The organism is Vibrio sp. JZG120 (assembly GCF_053890955.1).
The window spans coordinates 22,810-40,580 of record NZ_JBSRRK010000012.1; the positions used below are offsets into that span (position 1 = coordinate 22,810).

General features: G+C 44.7%; 17 protein-coding genes. All 17 read left to right on the plus strand.

Annotation, left to right across the window (positions count from 1 at the left end):
- The first annotated feature begins 40 nt into the window (after positions 1-40).
- Positions 41-886, plus strand: a complete 846-nt coding sequence (locus tag ACWPOD_RS19665; protein ID WP_046873590.1) for an ExeA family protein — start codon at positions 41-43, stop codon at positions 884-886.
- Positions 883-1,977 carry a tetratricopeptide repeat protein gene (locus ACWPOD_RS19670; RefSeq protein WP_282174961.1) on the plus strand — a complete coding sequence of 365 codons (1,095 nt, stop codon included), beginning with the start codon at positions 883-885 and terminating at the stop codon, positions 1,975-1,977. Before ACWPOD_RS19665 ends, ACWPOD_RS19670 begins: the two co-directional genes overlap by 4 nt.
- Positions 1,974-3,698, plus strand: a complete 1,725-nt coding sequence (locus tag ACWPOD_RS19675; RefSeq protein WP_005397401.1) for a GspE/PulE family protein — start codon at positions 1,974-1,976, stop codon at positions 3,696-3,698. The genes ACWPOD_RS19670 and ACWPOD_RS19675 overlap by 4 nt, the downstream gene beginning before the upstream one ends.
- 8 nt (positions 3,699-3,706) lie before the next feature.
- Positions 3,707-4,930, plus strand: a complete 1,224-nt coding sequence (locus tag ACWPOD_RS19680; protein ID WP_048626840.1) for a type II secretion system F family protein — start codon at positions 3,707-3,709, stop codon at positions 4,928-4,930.
- Positions 4,931-4,933: 3 nt separating this feature from the next.
- Positions 4,934-5,395, plus strand: a complete 462-nt coding sequence (locus ACWPOD_RS19685) for an MSHA biogenesis protein MshF (RefSeq protein WP_456232153.1) — start codon at positions 4,934-4,936, stop codon at positions 5,393-5,395.
- 291 nt (positions 5,396-5,686) lie between these two features.
- Positions 5,687-6,169 (plus strand): type II secretion system protein, encoded by a 483-nt coding sequence (locus tag ACWPOD_RS19690; RefSeq protein ID WP_167426216.1) that lies wholly within the window; start codon positions 5,687-5,689, stop codon positions 6,167-6,169.
- 67 nt (positions 6,170-6,236) lie between these two features.
- Complete coding sequence (locus ACWPOD_RS19695) at positions 6,237-6,461, plus strand: type II secretion system protein (protein WP_167426217.1); 225 nt, start codon at positions 6,237-6,239, stop codon at positions 6,459-6,461.
- Between the two features lie 109 nt (positions 6,462-6,570).
- Positions 6,571-7,032 (plus strand): type II secretion system protein, encoded by a 462-nt coding sequence (locus tag ACWPOD_RS19700; RefSeq protein WP_167426218.1) that lies wholly within the window; start codon positions 6,571-6,573, stop codon positions 7,030-7,032.
- Positions 7,029-7,592 (plus strand): type IV pilus modification PilV family protein, encoded by a 564-nt coding sequence (locus ACWPOD_RS19705; protein WP_167426219.1) that lies wholly within the window; start codon positions 7,029-7,031, stop codon positions 7,590-7,592. The genes ACWPOD_RS19700 and ACWPOD_RS19705 overlap by 4 nt, the downstream gene beginning before the upstream one ends.
- Complete coding sequence (locus tag ACWPOD_RS19710) at positions 7,592-8,353, plus strand: PilW family protein (protein ID WP_167426220.1); 762 nt, start codon at positions 7,592-7,594, stop codon at positions 8,351-8,353. The genes ACWPOD_RS19705 and ACWPOD_RS19710 overlap by 1 nt, the downstream gene beginning before the upstream one ends.
- On the plus strand, positions 8,343-8,771 hold the full coding sequence (locus ACWPOD_RS19715; RefSeq protein ID WP_167426221.1) for an MSHA biogenesis protein MshP: 429 nt from the start codon (positions 8,343-8,345) through the stop codon (positions 8,769-8,771). Before ACWPOD_RS19710 ends, ACWPOD_RS19715 begins: the two co-directional genes overlap by 11 nt.
- 4 nt (positions 8,772-8,775) lie before the next feature.
- On the plus strand, positions 8,776-12,978 hold the full coding sequence (locus ACWPOD_RS19720) for a DUF6701 domain-containing protein (RefSeq protein ID WP_456232154.1): 4,203 nt from the start codon (positions 8,776-8,778) through the stop codon (positions 12,976-12,978).
- A 151-nt stretch (positions 12,979-13,129) separates the two neighbouring features.
- Complete coding sequence (locus tag ACWPOD_RS19725; protein ID WP_005381144.1) at positions 13,130-14,173, plus strand: rod shape-determining protein; 1,044 nt, start codon at positions 13,130-13,132, stop codon at positions 14,171-14,173.
- 150 nt (positions 14,174-14,323) lie between these two features.
- Positions 14,324-15,223, plus strand: coding sequence for a rod shape-determining protein MreC (gene mreC, locus ACWPOD_RS19730; RefSeq protein ID WP_005396268.1), 900 nt, complete (start codon positions 14,324-14,326; stop codon positions 15,221-15,223).
- Positions 15,213-15,701: a rod shape-determining protein MreD gene (mreD, locus tag ACWPOD_RS19735; RefSeq protein ID WP_012841380.1), complete on the plus strand. Its 489-nt coding sequence runs from the start codon at positions 15,213-15,215 to the stop codon at positions 15,699-15,701. The genes mreC and mreD overlap by 11 nt, the downstream gene beginning before the upstream one ends.
- Positions 15,702-15,705: 4 nt before the next feature.
- On the plus strand, positions 15,706-16,275 hold the full coding sequence (locus ACWPOD_RS19740) for a Maf family protein (protein WP_104970986.1): 570 nt from the start codon (positions 15,706-15,708) through the stop codon (positions 16,273-16,275).
- An 18-nt stretch (positions 16,276-16,293) separates the two neighbouring features.
- Positions 16,294-17,763, plus strand: a complete 1,470-nt coding sequence (gene rng / locus ACWPOD_RS19745; RefSeq protein ID WP_005381138.1) for a ribonuclease G — start codon at positions 16,294-16,296, stop codon at positions 17,761-17,763.
- Positions 17,764-17,771: the final 8 nt, after the last annotated feature.

Sequence of the window (17,771 nt, forward strand, 5' to 3'; positions counted from 1 at the left end):
GGGGAAAGGTTCCGTTTTTCAATGAGTTTGTGATTCGAGTATGTACTTGTCACATTTTGGATTTCGAGTTCAGCCTTTTTCGTTAACCCCAAACACAGAAATGTTCTTGGGGTTAGTCCCTCACTATGAGGCGATCCAAACCATTTTAGCCGCTGTGCAAATGGGAGAAGGGGTGATTAAGGTGACGGGAGAAGTCGGCACCGGAAAAACCATGGTGTGTCGTAAGTTAATTGAGCAGATTGAATCTGAAGTCGAGCTGATTTACTTACCTAATCCAGTTTTGAATGGAGAGCAGTTGCAGTTTGCTGTCGCCAGAGAGTTAGGCATCGAGAACGATGACCCGCTACGTATTGTTTCTCTCATTCAAGAACACCTGATTCAAGTGCATTCTGCGGGAAAGAAAACCGTCTTGATCGTCGATGAAGCGCAAGCTCTTTCTCCACAAGCTTTAGAAACATTGCGTCTGTTCGGTAACCTAGAAACGGAACAAGATAAACTCATTCAACTGGTGTTATTCGGACAACCTGAGTTGGATGAGCGGTTAGCCAGCCACGAGCTAAGGCAGTTTCGTCAACGTATTACGTTTAGTTGTCAGCTGCGTCCTCTTTCTATCGATGAAGGCGTGGCTTACATCAATAATCGTTTAGACAAGGCAGGCAATGGAGCGCACATTTTTTCTATTGAGCAGAAAAAAGCGATTTGGCGTTCATCCATGGGGATTCCACGTTTGATCAACCAAATTAGCCACAAGTCGTTGCTTGCGGCATTTAATGATCGTTGCACACTATTAAAAAATCATCACGTTTACGCAGCTATGCACGATACGTTTGATGCCCGTAAACCTAAGTTTAAAACACCCGTATTTTGGGGATGGAGTCAACCTTGAGTGCCATCAATAAAGCATTATCAGAACTCGCTGAAAAAACATCACCGTCAGAGCTTACTCGTGCGGACATTCCCAACGTTTCACGCAGTAAACCTTGGCTTTGGCTCGTTGCTGGTTTCTCGTTAAGCCTTGCGGTGGGCGGCTGGGCGGTCTCTCGCGGTCCTATCCCTTCAGGCGAGCTTTCATCTGCTCAAACAGAAACCATGCCATTGTCGTCAGTGAATGCTTCGTCAATCACATCATCAGAGAGTACTCATTCGCCAACGAGTAAAATGACGCCCGAGACAGCCCATGTGGTTTACACGAAGCCAGTGACACAACCGGCTGCGCAACAGCTTCATATGCCTGAGACTGATAGGTTCACGCCAAGAGCGGAGGTAAATGCGGTCTCTGAAGATGCAGTGCTACTCGCGCAAGTGGCAACGATGCCAAGCGATGAGCAATCTAATCACGTAACCCGCACGACAGCAGAAAACAGTTCAATGCGTATTGAGCAGGTTGAGCTGACGCACCGCCAGTTATCTCTTAAAGCGGTTAGCCGAGCGGAAAAAGCACTGGATGCTAACGATATGCAAACGGCGTTGTCGGCTTATGCTGAGGCGTTACGTTATGAGCCAATGAATGCAGACACGCGTCAAAAATTATCGGCGTTGTACTTTGGCAAAGGCGACACGCGTAAAGCGTATGAGATTATCCAAGAAGGGATCAACCTTGACACGAACAACCAAGTACTTCGTTTGGCCTTGTCTAAGTTGTTAGTGAAAGCTAATCAACCTGAAGCGGCGCTGAGTCCGCTTGTGCATTTGCCTCCAAGACCAAGTCGAGATTACTTGGCGATGCGTGCGGCATTGGCACAAAAACACAAGCAGAATGATATTGCGCTTGAGAGTTATCAACTCCTTACTCAACGTGAGCCGGAAAATGCGCGCTGGTGGCTAGGTTTAGCGATTCAACAAGAGCGCGCGCTGACGTTTACCGCCGCGATCAACTCTTACAACCAAGCTCTGGGTAAAGTTGGCATTTCGAATCAATCGCAAGCGTTTATTCGTGACCGTTTGAGCATCTTGAAACAGCTGGAGAATGCACAATGAAAATTCAGTTGAGAAAACGCTTAGGCGATCTTCTGGTTGAAGAAGGCATCGTCTCTGAAGAACAAATCCAGCAAGCACTAAACGCACAACGTAGTACCGGGCAGAAGCTAGGCGATGCGTTAATTGATCTCGGCTTTATTACTGAGAAGCAAATGTTGGACTTCTTGTCCCAACAACTTGGTTTGCCATTGATCGATCTTGGTCGTGCCCCTGTGGATGCGGAAGCGGTACAGATTCTACCTGAGGTACACGCACGTCGCTTACGTGCGATGGTCGTTGCTCGAAATGGGGACACGTTGCGCGTTGCTATGAGTGACCCTGCAGATTTGTTCATCCAAGAGTCACTGATGAATTTGCTAGGTGAATACAACCTTGAGTTCATTGTGGCTTCAGAGCGCCAACTCATTTCAAGCTTTGACCGCTATTATCGCCGCACTAAAGAGATCGCTTCTTTCGCGGAACAGTTGCATGAAGAGCATAAAGACGAGCAAAGCTTCGATTACGGTATTGATGGAACCGACAGTGAGGAAGTTACCGTTGTAAAGCTGGTTAATTCCATGTTTGAAGATGCGGTACAAGTCGGGGCATCGGATATTCATATTGAGCCAGACGATCAGATATTGCGCTTACGTCAGCGTATTGATGGTGTACTGCATGAAACCATCCTGAATGAAGTGAATATCGCATCGGCTTTGGTTCTTCGATTGAAGTTGATGGCGCACCTAGACATCTCTGAGAAGCGCTTGCCACAAGATGGCCGATTCAATATCAAAGTGCGTGGTCAATCAATCGATATTCGTATGTCGACGCTACCAACGCAATACGGGGAGTCCGTGGTAATGCGTCTGCTTAACCAGTCTGCTGGTTTGCGTCCATTAGAAGAGTCAGGTTTGCCGCCAGATTTGCTTGCTCGTTTACGTCGACAGTTGGCTCGTCCGCACGGCATGATCTTGGTGACGGGGCCGACAGGTTCAGGTAAAACCACCACGCTTTACGGCGCATTAAGTGAGCTCAACGAACCTGGGAAAAAGATCATTACAGCAGAGGACCCGGTTGAATATCGCCTGCCTCGCATCACTCAGGTACAGGTAAACAGTAAGATCGATCTGACTTTCTCGCGTGTGCTTCGAACCTTCTTGCGTCAAGACCCAGACATCATTCTTGTTGGTGAGATGCGTGACCAAGAGACGGTAGAAATTGGTCTACGAGCTGCACTAACGGGTCACTTAGTATTGAGCACTCTTCACACCAATGATGCTGTCGACAGTGCGTTACGCATGATCGATATGGGCGCACCGGGTTACTTGGTTGCTAGTGCGGTCAGAGCCGTGGTGGCGCAGCGTCTTGTTCGCCGTGTTTGTCCAGATTGCAAAACAGAAGACCATCTAGACGAGTCACGCCAACAGTGGTTAGCTGGGCGTTTTCCAAACCAAGTGGGCACCACTTTTTATAAAGGTGCAGGCTGTCAAAACTGTAACTTGACTGGCTATCGAGGCCGAATCGGTGTGTTTGAAATGCTCGAACTGGAGCAAGAAATGATGGATAAACTGCGCGCCAATGATGCGGTTGGCTTTGCCCAAGCCGCGCGTCGCTCAGAAAACTATAAGCCGCTGCTTGCCTCGGCGATGGAACTGGCGCTGCAAGGCACCGTCAGCTTGGATGAAGTGATGACCCTAGGTGAAGGTGACGCTTCTGGTAAGACTGATCCCATTTTCATATAGGTAAGTGAATGCCAACTTTTCGTTATCAAGGTCGTACTCTAGACGGCTCATCCACTAACGGCAAAATCGAGGCAGTGAACTCAGAAGCTGCAGCGGAAGCGTTGATGAACAAAGGGATCATCCCGCTCAATGTGCGGTTAGAGAAAGAGTCGGCAAAAAGCCAAATGAGCTTGTCTAAGCTATTTGTGCCAGCCATTCCATTGGAAGTGATCATTCTTTTCTCTCGCCAGTTGTTTAGCTTAACTAAAGCGGGCGTACCGTTGCTGCGTTCTATGCGTGGCCTGCTGCAAAATTGTGAAAACAAACAGCTCAAAGAGGCACTGGAAGATGTCGTTTCTGAACTGAGTAATGGTCGCGGTCTGTCTTCTGCAATGCAGCAACACAGCAAAGTATTCAGTCCGCTTTTCGTTTCTATGATCAATGTAGGTGAGAATACGGGTCGACTCGATCAAGCGCTATTGCAACTGGCGAATTACTACGAGCAGGAACTCGAGACTCGTAAACGCATCAAAGCGGCGATGCGTTATCCGACGTTTGTCATTATCTTTATCACCATCGCCATGTTTATATTGAATATCTTGGTGATCCCTGAGTTTGCATCGATGTTCACGCGCTTTGGGGTTGAGCTACCGTTGCCGACGCGTATTTTGATCGCTACTTCTAATTTCTTTGTTAATTATTGGGTGTTGTTGATTGTGGCAATGATTGGCGCGTTTGCGGTTTTCAGAGCCTGGGTGGCGACGGCTGATGGTAGGGAAAAGTTCGATAAGTTTCGGCTTCGGCTTCCAATTGTGGGCGATATCGTTAATCGCGCGCAGCTTTCCCGTTTTGCCAGAACCTTCTCGTTGATGCTTAAGTCAGGCGTTCCACTTAACCAGTCTTTAGCTTTAGCCGGGGAAGCTCTGGGGAACCGCTTTTTAGAAAATCGAATTCTTGAGATGAAATCCGCGATTGAAGCGGGTAGCACCATCTCAGTGACTGCCATCAACAGTAAAATCTTTACCCCTTTGGTGATTCAGATGATTGCAGTAGGGGAAGAAACCGGTCGTATTGATGAGCTGCTGCTAGAAGTGTCGGATTTTTACGATAGAGAAGTTGATTACGATCTAAAAACACTAACCGCAAGAATAGAACCGCTACTTTTGGTGATTGTCGCCGGCATGGTCATGGTGCTAGCACTGGGTATCTTCCTGCCAATGTGGGGAATGCTAGACATCATCAAAGGCGGCTAATAGGTGGTTGAAAATCAAAGTCGAGCGACGCTAATCGTTTTTGGGGTAATTGCTACCATCATTGCTGTTGGCTTGGCGGTCAAATTACGTCCTGTTACCGAGCAGGCGCAAGTGACCGGAGCGAAGTTGGCGAGAGTTTGGATGCAAGATAGTGTTCAGCGTTATCGTCAAGCTTGGCTCGTAAAAGGCGAGCCAGAACATATGCTGATGGATGGTTTTAATCTCACCATGACTGAGGGCGGGCTAGTATCTCCCTTTACTCAGCAAGGTGTTTTAGATTGTGGTTATTGGTTAGCAGTGCATTATCCACAACGTAAAATAATGACCAATAAGTTAATAGATATCAGTGGAGCCATCAAAACTGATCGTTATGTCTGTCAATATACTTATGAAAATGGTCAGTCGATTGTAGTTATTTCAACAGCTAATCAACTGAAAATAGACGTCGAAATGTCGGCGGAGTGAATTTTTTGACACCTAATCACTATAATTGGTAATGAAAGTCGGTATAATGCAATCATTACCATAAGTAAGACGCTGTAATAGAGGGTAAACAATAATGTGTTTTTCTCATTGCAGCATGAACTGAATAATGGCGAATCGTCATTCTGCTCAAGCGGTAGATACAGTATCCACTTCACGGTCAGTTTTAGTGAACGTTGCTGCCCCAAACCGTTTTGACAATATCCAAAATGGTCGCGTGACCTAAACGAAACTTTGCAGTTGTACTGCATGCTTACATAGAGAGAGTAAACAATGAAAAGACAAGGTGGTTTCACCCTTATCGAATTGGTAGTGGTAATTGTAATCCTAGGTATTCTAGCGGTAACTGCAGCGCCACGTTTCCTTAACCTGCAAGATGATGCTCGTAAATCTTCGCTTCAAGGCCTAAAAGGCGCTATTGATGGTGCGGCAGGCATTGTTTATGGTAAGGCTGCAATTGATGGTATTGAAGCTAAAGCAGCAGGTGATGATGTTAAAGTTGATGATATTACGGTTGCGTATGGTTTTCCTACGGCAGATGAGACAGGTATTATGAAAGCGGTTAATGGTCTAGATGCAACCACTGGTGACTGGAAAAAGGTGTCAAGCGTGACAGATGAGGGTAGTGAGAGTATTACATTTAGTTTCAAAGGAGCAGCTGATAATACAGCGACATGTGTGGTGAAATATAATCAAGCACAAAGTTCTGCTGCTGCTTCAACTGAGCTTGTGTTAGGCTCTGGCTGTGGCGCTTAATCTAATTGAAAAGGCCAGCTAGTCTGGCCTTTTTCTCTTTATTTTGATTAATCTCGGAATAGTTCATATGCGTAAAACATCGGGTCTTAGTGCGATAGAGTTTGTCGTTGTGCTGATTATCTTAGGTGTGATCGGTTATGTGGTATTACCAAGATTTATCAGCTTCGAGCCAGAAACTTACGAAGCAAAGTGGGAGCAAACTAAGCAAACCGCCGAGCACGTTTCTGAAACGCTGAGCAATAAAGAAACTTACGATCGGATTGAAGAAGAAATCGATAGATCGAAAAACTAACCTAGAGCAATCTTGTTTGCTACGTAAAAGAAGTGTGATTTTAGTCCAAAATCACCATGCTTTTTTGCTTATAATTTAATCGCTTGTTGTAAGCCGAAGGTTCCTCAGTATGAAGTCGCGCTCAACGATATCAGGTTTTACTCTCATTGAGCTGATCATGGTAATCGTCATCCTCTCTATATTATCGCTTTATGCATCCAGTCGATTTATACGCACTGGTATTTCTGCCGTCGCAATTCAAGATCAAGTCATTTCTGTTGTTCGCCAAGTCCAGGTGAATCGCATGCAATCAAATGTCAGTAGTGCGGTAGGAAATAACGATTTTATTCTATCCATAGCAACCAATTGTATTGGTTCAAAAGCCTCTTGCTCATCTCAGTCCAGTAGTCGTAGTGATTGGGTCGAAGACAGCAGTGTTACTTTTTCTCCTGTTCAAGAGGTTAAATTTGATCTTCTAGGAAATCCGACCCCTTCTTCGGTCACTATCTCTATTAGCGAAAACAATAGCTCTCAAACCTGTACGGTCACAATTAATGAGCAAGGCTACGTAAGTAAAGGTGGCTGTTCATGACGATGAAATGCAAAAAAACGCTTCGAGGAATGACGCTTATTGAGATGATTATTGCGATCGTCTTGATGGGAATCGCAATGGTGATGTTTTCGACAGCATTGATACCACAAATTAAAGATGCTTCCACCTCCCATTATCAAAGTCGAGCCATTGCTTTAGGGCATAGTATGATGTCGCAAATTTTGGCCCGCAATTTTGACCATTATTATGATGACAATGGTGGCATGCTCCGCTGCGGCGAAAGCGGGGCAGACGCTTGCTCACCTCTTGGAAGAGATGGAGAGACTTCGCCCTCTGCTTTTAATGACGTTGATGACTATATTGGTTGTTGGTACACCGAAAATACTCAGAATAGTTGTCCGTCAGGGATCGAAAAATACCAACTCTCAGATGTTGTCGGTAATAGTGCAGACAGTAGTTATGTCAATTTTCGTGTAGAGGTTGCGGTAGAAACGACAGAGCTCGAAGGAAGTGTTCCTAAAATGAAGCAAGTGAAGCTGGATATATTTGCTGGTTCCTCGTTAGCGATTTCATTGGTTGGTTACAGAGGTAATTATTAATGAGTCAAAGAGGTTTCACTCTCATAGAACTCGTGCTGACCATTGTTATTGGTAGCATCATCATGCTGGGGATTGCGGGTTATGTTCAAGTTGGGATGAAAGGGTATGTTGATGCGAGTTCAAGACAAAGAATTCAGACCCAAGCTCAATTTGTGCTAGAAAAAATGGCGCGTGAAATTAGACACGCCGTTCCCAATAGTTTTGCAATGACAAACACGGCGAACGAATCCTGCCTGTCGTTTGTTCCAACTTTAAATTCCGGTTATTACTTTCAAGAACCAACCAGCAACGATCTGCTTTTTATCACTGGGGAAAACGTTCTAGGAGATACATTAAAAGCCTCCGAGGAGATACGCTTTGTCATAAATCCTACACGCTATGACGATTTGATATCAGGCGCTGTGAGTAATCACTTAATTAATAGTGACCTTCCTTTAAATGGTGATGATAGCAATGGTAATGCCAATTTTTATCGCTTTAGCTTAACGGGATCTTTACCTAGTGACTCGATCGCTCATCGTATTTATCTATATCAGTTAGCAACCAAAGTTGAATACTGCATTGTCAAAGCCGGGGCTCATACTAATCGCTTAACTCGCAATGGCACTGTTGTTGAAAATATTGTGGCAGGTGACAGTCAATTTGATTACACGAATGTGAGTTTACAGACTGGTGGGATTGTCTATCTCAAATTTGCTTTTGAACAAAATGGTGAAGTTAGTACCTACCAACAAGATGTGCAGGTGTTAAATGTCCCATAAACAGAAAAACAGTGGAAATGTACTCATTGTATGCTTGTTCGTGATTGTTGTTATGGGATATCTAGGAGCGACGCTCACAAAGACCAATTGGTCTAATCAAAACTCAATGACTCGTGAGTTTTTAGGGACACAAGCATGGTTTTACGCTCAATCTTCAATAGAGTGGGCACTCACTGAAATATACCCACTTAACGATGAAAAACCAGATGTGGGAAGCAATTGCAGTAATAAAGTCAATGGTAAAGCGCCAAGCTCAGAGAGCATTGATTACGGAAGCTGCCGATTAGTTTCGCTTGTGTGTGACGGGGGCGATAAAAAGTTAGATAGCCAAACATTTTATCGTATCGAAGCCGCAGTCCAGTGTGGTTCTGGATTGAGCTTGGTTGAACGCAGACAAGAGGTTTGGATTAAGGATTAGAATAATGAAAAGAAAAATAATTGCTGCTTTATTTTTTGGTTTGTTTTCTCTTAAGAGCTTTTCTGCTGAAACTTTTGATATGACACCATATTGGTCAATTAGTAAGGGAACGATGAAATCGAGAGGGAACCTGTGTGATGGTTATTATAGTTACAATGATTATGTTTGCCCGAACGGGTTATACCTACATAAATGGCAGTCAATTTCTTCCGACTGGCCAATGAATATTCTAGTTTATGGTGATGTCGAATTTAAAGGAAAAAATGTAATTGGCAGCTCTATTCGCCCTATTAATATTCTTGCTAAAACCAGTAATGTGAAAGGCCGAAATCAAGTTCGACTCTTCGGCAATATTGAAGCCCATGGAAGTGTTGAACTAAAAAATAATATCGACATAAATGGTTTCATCTATTCGTCTCACGGTTACGTGTATCTTGAAAGTGCAGAAGTGGCAGGAAATGTTACAAGTCTTACGGATGGCATAGAGATTAAAGGTACAGGGAATGTTATTGAAGGTAACATTTGGGGAGCGAAGGATATTGTTCTCTCAAAAGTTACTGTAAAAGGTGGAGTTACCAGTATCGCTGGGCAGATAAAGACAGAGGTAAACAGTAATAATATCGAAGGCGATGTAGTTGCTCATGGGGACATTGTATTGAAGCAGACTGTAGTTCGTGGTGATGTAACAAGTAAAGGCGGGGCTGTAAAAACAGAAAATTTGAATAATCAAGTTTACGGTGACATTGAAGCATTGCACGAAGTGGTTTTAAAGGGCACTAAGGTTGTTGGAGACATCCAAAGCCTCGGCGAAGAAATAAAGCTTGAAGAGGCGGGAGGCGGTAACTCCGTTTACGGAAATTTGATAGCTTTACACGAAGTTGAAATTAAAAAGTCCCTAGTATGTGGTCAAGTTACCTCCAGAGGTTCAGAAGTTAAACTCGACAATTCCAAAGAAAATAAAAATAGGGGCATTTACGCTTACACAAATGCTATACATGCAAGTCATAACGCAACTGTAAAGAACTCAAGTGTGTGTGGTTCTGTTGTTGGTCATTCATATGATTTTCATAATGCAAAAATCTATTGTGGTGCAGATGAACCTAACTGTGATAACTCGCAAGCCATAGGTAATTGCCCGCTAGACTTCCTAGAAAATGTGTGTCCTGATATGGTTCCAGAAATTATTATTCCAGAACCAGTCGAGTGTTTGGTTGAGAACTTCGATGCTGAAAAACCACTGAGCAATTGGACTGTTATGGGGCGGGGAAAGAGCACGGTTCCCTATGTCGATTCTGGTCGATTTATCGTATCCACAAACCAAAACGATCAATCTACGGCTTCAGCATTCAAAGTAACTATCCCATCTGAGGATAATGTTGTTCAAGTAACATTCGACCACTATGCACGACATAGCAGCACGCGAACTGGTGGTGATGGTATTGCTATTGTTCTTTCTGATGCAAATGTTCCCCCATCTCCAGGTGCTTTAGGTGGGCCTCTGGGCTACGGTGTCAAACCAGGAATGGAGGGCTTTGCTGGTGGGTGGGTTGCGTTTGGTATTGATGAGTACGGTAATTTTTCTAACGAAGGTAGTTTTGATGACTCAGCAACGCGTCCAGGCAGAAAGCCGCATTCTGTCACCATTCGTGGGGCTGGTTATCAAAAAATAATGAACGGATCAGATACCAAAGAGTGGTTTGGTGGCTATAAGTTCATTAATAATAATACAGACGTCGGTCCGCTGGATGAAAGAGGCGGAAGATCTCCGTATGATAAGCATAAATTTAGAGTCACTGTAGATACTCGGAACGGTATTGTGGGGAGAAACAGTGGAGTGTGGGTTTCCATCGAGCGCAGTATTAATGGTTCTGCTTGGGAAAGCTTGATAGAGCCATTTAATATAGCGGATGGGTTTGGTCAGCCACAATTACCGAAAGACTTCTTGGTTTCAATTACTTCGGGGACTGGGGCTAGCACCAACATTCATGAAGTTGACAATGTTAATATATGTGCAGATCGATTCAATAAAGAGCCTCAGATCGATCATTTTCGCTTCACTTACGATGGAAGCGGAAATGTTTGCGATGCTCAAAGTGTAACTCTTACAGCTTGCATGACCCCTGAATGTGATGAGACGTATCCTCCGAAGGGGATGACGAATCCTAAGGAGTTAGAGGTTACCTTATCTGATATGCATGACGCTCAGTGGTTAAACTCGCAAGGTGAGCCACTTGTAGATAATACGTTGATATTTACACATAGTGCTAATTTACAAGTGCGCTCAGAGGGAGCGGAACAAGCCAAGCTTGGCATTGCTCGTACATCAATTATCTCCCCTAATATAGAACCAGTTAAATGTAAATTATTTGGTGAAGACGACTTTGATCCTAGCTGTTTGATCAGTTTTGCAAGCTCAATCACGTTGTCGATCCCAGATAAAATATCTGGACTACCTTTCTTTAATAACTCTGGCGATTTGCAAACTCAGTACAAATTAAAGAGTCCAAGTGCAAATTATCATCCAAATTTAATGCTTTGTGAGTCAAGTTCATCGCAGGTTCCATCCCAAGGTTTATTTAGAAATATTCAAATGAAGTTCGATTATGATGAGCCAAGTAAACCGAGTTACACACCAGCTCTTAAGGTGAGCTTTAAAGGGAAAAATAGTCAGTTTGAACAGGCTATCTCTATGACTAAACCTAATGACTGGGTAACAATTCCTAACGTGTTTTTTAGCACAAATGGCAAAGCTGTATTTAATGTTGAATACCCTGAAGTAGGACGGCTAAAAGTTTCTGCTCGAGTCCTAGCTGAAACCAACAAAAAGCAAGCTGAGAGTTATCGAACATTTGTTAGTTTTCCTGCGAAGTTGGGCTTGAGTGTCAGTGGTCGAGGTGATTGCTCTTCTGGTTGTGATGGTTATATCCCCGCAGGGGAAGAGTTCACCATGTTCGTTAAGGCTTATCAGGATGGCGGTGCTGAGGCTAAGAATTATCGAGAACCTGACATCAAAATTACCAATACGCTAGTTTATCCAAAGCCAGATAAACTAGATGAAGGAAGTGTCGTTGATGCAACTCTACTAGTTGATATGTTGCCTGATGATGCCGAATGGAGCGAAGGGAGTGTGTCATTCAAGCAATCAGTGAGTGATGTTGGAGTGTTTAAGTTTGTCGTATCTGCTCCTTCTGCGGGTAATGGTGATTCGTATTCGTCGTATCTAGGCAGTGCTGCATTCAAAATTACAGATGCAACGCTAAATGTTGGGCGTTTCTACCCTGGTAAATTCAATGTTTACAGTAGCGATCAAACAACTTCGTACAACAATATATGGGATTATCCAAATAGCCAAACATTTACGTATATGGGGCAGCCTTTTGGGTTAAAACAGTTTTACGTAGAAGCATTGTCGAAAGGAGGCGGTGCATTGCGTAACTATGCGTATTTTGATGAAGTTCACCACGCGAAATTCAACTTGTACGAGAATAACTCTGCCAATGTTAGTAGGTTTAGTGCGTTGTCCACATACACTGGTAACTGGTTGAACGAAAGTAAAGGGCCTTATGTTTCAGGGCAAAGCGTAGGGAAATATAGCGCTAGTGGACTGGTGTGGAATAAAGTAGTAACTAAACCTGACGGCCCCTTAAACTACTTAGAGAATTCATCAGATACATCTATTTCTATTGAGCTATCTTCATCATCATTAGACAAAGCTGGTGTGAGTATTGGTGTGAAGCAGCTACGGAAACAACCAGACATTCGTTTCGGTCGTGTTGACCTAGACGATGTTGGGGGGAACCAAGGCAAAGAATTGCGCGTACCACTCCGAGTGGAGTACTGGAATGGTAGCCGCTTTATCGCCAACCCTGATGACAATCAAACCGATGTGAAAGGTGTCACTGCCGCTGAAACGCATATCTGGCCAACAGGTACTGATGCTGATCCTAAAGCGGTTACACTAGGAGCTGGTGGTACCGTTTCCTCAGGTTCTTCTCGTTCTGTTACTGCAACTCAAGCTGAACCATACCGTCAGCAAACGCGCGTTTGGTTAGATCTTGATGATTCAAAAAATGGCTTACCTTGGCTCAAATACGACTGGGATAAAGATGGCTCCGAAGAAAACCCATCATCCGTAGTAACCTTTGGTATTCATCGTGGTAACGATCGCGTGATTTACCGTGGTGAGCCAGGGTTAACCGGACAGTAACAACTTAGGTTTTTGGCCTTAAGTTAGGAAACTGCAAGAAATTGAGGCTTTCTGCTCATGTTTGTGTACCAATACCTTGCTGTGACAGCGAGGCATTGGTACATTTAGAGCAATTTTTGTCTTCTATATTTTTGCAGGATGAGCGAAGAGTATGTTTAAGAAACTTCGTGGCATGTTTTCTAACGATCTATCTATCGATTTAGGTACAGCCAACACTCTAATTTACGTAAAAGGGCAAGGAATTGTCCTTGATGAACCTTCTGTAGTTGCTATTCGTCAAGATCGTGTAGGTTCTGCAAAAAGCGTTGCTGCAGTCGGTCACGCAGCAAAACAGATGCTTGGTCGTACACCTGGCAACATTTCCGCTATCCGCCCAATGAAAGACGGCGTAATTGCTGATTTCTATGTAACCGAAAAAATGCTTCAGCACTTTATCAAGCAAGTGCACGATAACAGCATCCTAAAGCCAAGCCCACGTGTTCTTGTTTGTGTTCCTTGTGGTTCTACCCAAGTTGAGCGTCGCGCAATTCGTGAATCAGCCCTCGGTGCTGGTGCGCGTGAAGTTTACCTAATCGACGAGCCAATGGCAGCAGCAATTGGTGCTGGTCTGCGCGTGTCTGAGCCGACAGGCTCAATGGTGGTCGATATCGGTGGTGGTACAACTGAAGTTGCCGTTATCTCTCTAAACGGTGTGGTTTACTCATCATCTGTACGTATCGGTGGTGACCGCTTTGATGAAGCCGTGATCAACTACGTACGTCGTAACTACGGCAGCTTGATTGGTGAAGCAACGGCTGAAAAGATCAAACACGAAATCGGTTCTGCTTACCCTGGCGATGAAGTTCAAGAGATTGAAGTTCGCGGTCGCAACCTTGCAGAGGGTGTGCCACGCAGCTTTAGCCTGAACTCAAACGAGATCCTAGAAGCGCTTCAAGAGCCGCTATCTGGCATCGTCTCAGCAGTCATGGTTGCACTAGAGCAGTGTCCACCAGAGCTTGCTTCAGACATTTCTGAAAACGGCATGGTTCTGACAGGTGGTGGCGCGCTACTGAAAGATCTCGATCGTCTATTAATGGAAGAAACCGGTATCCCTGTGGTTATCGCGGAAGACCCACTAACGTGTGTTGCGCGTGGTGGCGGTAAAGCACTAGAAATGATCGACATGCACGGTGGCGATCTGTTCTCTGAAGAATAAAGGTTTAGGTGAAGCTCATGTCGGGCTTCACCTTCATTTCTGCTCTCTCTGTAATTCAAACATGCTCCATACCTAAAAGTATTTATTTAAGTATTTTTAGGTTGCCAAGTAAGGCTCAATAATCATGGAAGCAATCAGGTCAAAAACAAGATGAAACCGATTTTTGGCAGAGGTCCGTCTCTGCAATTACGTCTGTTTTTTGCTGTCATCGTGTCGGCGAGCTTAATGCTGGCTGATAGTCGTCTAGATACGTTTTCCAACGTCCGATACTTATTGAACAGTATGGTTGCGCCCATTCAATACGCAGCCAATTTGCCTCGCAGCATGTTCGATGGCGTATTTGAACGTTTTAATACTCGTCAGGCATTAGTTGAAGGCAATCGCAACTTAAAGCGAGAAGTGCTACGCCTGAAAAGCGAGCTGATCTTGCTCGATCAATATAAAGAAGAAAACCAACGTCTACGCAAATTGTTAGGCTCTTCATTTGTCCGGGATGAAAAGAAAGTCGTAACTGAAGTGATGGCGGTTGATACCTCACCTTATCGTCATCAAGTGGTGATTGATAAAGGACAAATAGACGGTGTATACGTCGGACAGCCAGTGATCAACGAAAAAGGCATTGTTGGTCAGGTCACGTTTGTCGCAGCGCACAACGCACGTGTTCTGTTGCTAACGGATGCGAAAAATGCGATTCCTGTCCAGGTGATCCGTAACGATATTCGAGTTATCGCGTCGGGCAATGGTGAAATGGATGAAATCCAACTGGAGCACATTCCAACCAGTACTGATATTCAGGTTGGCGATCTATTGGTGACATCCGGCCTAGGTGGGATTTACCCAGAAGGGTACCCAGTCGCGACGGTTACCAATGTGGATCACGATACGCGCCAAGAGTTTGCGTCAATCAAGGCTGAGCCAGTTGTAGAGTTTGATCGTTTACGTTACCTACTGCTGATTTGGCCGAATGAAGATCGTCAACACAAAGTGCTGCGATCCAATGTGGATGAAGGGCTAGAGCAAGAAGAACAAGAGGTAACTGATGGCCAATAATGTAGTGAGCAGCCGAATGGTGATTGGTGTCAGTTTCTTCGTTGCGCTGGTATTGCAAACCATTCCGTGGCCAGGTGTGTTGGATGTTTTACGTCCATCATGGTTGTTTCTTGTCACTTGTTATTGGGTGTTGGCACTGCCGCACCGAGTGAACGTTGGAACCGCGCTAGTGCTGGGCTTATTATGGGATATCTTGATCGGCTCAACGCTTGGAATTCGCGGCATGATGATGTCGATTGTCATCTATCTGGTGGCGTTGAATTTCCTGTTGATTCGTAACATGGCATTGTGGCAACAGTCGATTTTAATTGCCTTTTTTACTGCGTTATTGGAAGTTTTGATATTCTGTGGGGAATATTTGAACCAGGACGTAGTATTTAATCCATTATCTCTGTGGACGGCGGCAATAAACTGTATACTTTGGCCATGGATGTTTTTATTAATGCGACGAGTTCGTCGTGCATGGCACGTAAGGTAAAGCGGTGAAGAAAAGCTTATCTCTCGTTCTCGCATCGGGTTCTCCGAGAAGAAAAGAGCTGCTTGCTCAACTGGGTTATGATTTTGAGATCGTATTGCCTGATATTGAGGAAGCCAAACAGGCTCATGAGCAAGCACGAGATTACGTGTTGCGTCTTTCTTTGGAAAAAGCTCAGGCAGGCTTAGCGTTGGCTAAGCCTGATTCCGTTGTATTGGGCTCTGATACGGTCGTAGTATGCGATGACCGTGTGTTAGAAAAACCAAAAAGTTTTGAAGATTCAAAGCGTATGCTTACTGACTTATCGGGTCGTCGTCATCAAGTGATGACTGCGGTGAGCGTTGTATCATCGGAACAACAACATTCAGTGGTCGTTACCACTGACGTGTGGTTCAAACAACTGACTCACGAAGAAATCGAACAATATTGGCAGTCAGGAGAGCCATGCGATAAAGCTGGAAGTTATGGTATTCAGGGACTCGGAGGGCGATTTGTCACCCGAATCGAAGGCAGTTATCACGCTGTAGTAGGCTTACCTTTGTTCGAAACCGATCAGCTAATTCAAGAATTTTTATAATTGTTTTGAGGTGTGCACATGAGTGCAGAATTGCTGCTTAACGTGACCCCGAGTGAAACTCGTGTGGCCATGATTGAAGGTGGAGTACTACAAGAAATACATATCGAGCGCGAATCGCGTCGCGGCATTGTGGGCAATATATACAAAGGCAAAGTCAGCCGAGTACTGCCAGGTATGCAAGCGGCTTTCGTCGATATCGGTTTAGATAAAGCGGCGTTTTTACATGCGTCAGATATTGTCCCGCATACCGAATGTGTGGCAGAGAACGAAAAACAGCAGTTTCAAGTCCGTGATATCTCTGAGCTGGTACGTCAGGGGCAAGACATTGTTGTACAAGTGGTCAAAGATCCGCTCGGTACGAAAGGCGCGCGTTTAACGACGGATATCACCTTACCTTCGCGTTATCTTGTTTTTATGCCGGGGGCCAGTCATGTCGGTGTTTCGCAGCGTATTGAGAGTGAGAAAGAGCGCGAGCGTCTGAAAAAAGTGGTGAATCATTACTGTGATGAGCACGGTGGTTTTATCATTCGTACCGCAGCGGAAGGCGCAGATGAAAAAGAGCTTTCTCAAGACGCGGCATTTCTTAAGCGCTTGTGGCTAAAAGTCATGGAGCGTCGTTCAAAATACAAAACGCGTTCAACGCTTTACGGTGAACTTGGTTTAGCCCAGCGCATTCTGCGTGATTTTGTCGGCACAGAGCTCGATAAAATCATGGTCGACTCCCGCCTCGAATATGAAAACCTGAAAGAATTCACTTCTGAGTATGTACCTGAGTTAACAGACAAGCTTGAGCTTTACGAAGGTGACAAGCCAATCTTTGACATGTACGACACCGAGAATGAAATTCAGCGTTCTTTAGAGCGCAAGGTTGAACTAAAGTCGGGTGGCTACTTGATCATCGATCAAACTGAAGCCATGACAACTATCGATATCAACACTGGTGCATTTGTTGGTCGTCGTAATCTTGAAGAGACCATCTTTAATACCAACATTGAGGCAACGCAAGCTATTGCTCGTCAGCTGCGTTTACGTAACCTCGGCGGTATTATCATCATTGACTTTATCGATATGGCGTCTGAAGAGCACCGTCAGCGAGTGCTTACCTCATTGGAAACCGCACTGGCTAAAGATCGAGTAAAAACCAACATCAACGGCTTTACTCAGCTCGGCTTAGTCGAGATGACGCGTAAGCGCACACGAGAAAGTATTGAACATATCTTGTGTTCTGGCTGTCCTACTTGTGAGGGCCGTGGTAGCGTGAAAACGGTTGAAACTGTGTGCTTTGAGATATTACGCGAGATTACTCGTGTAAACCGTGCTTACGACGCCGATAATTTTGTTGTGTACGCATCGCCGTTTGTTGCTGAAGCGCTGTTGGGTGATGAGTCTCATGCATTGGCTGAGCTCGAAGTATTTATTGGCAAGCAAGTGCGAGTTCAGGCTGAGCCCCTGTACATTCAGGAACAGTTTGACGTCGTAATGATGTAATTTGGAAC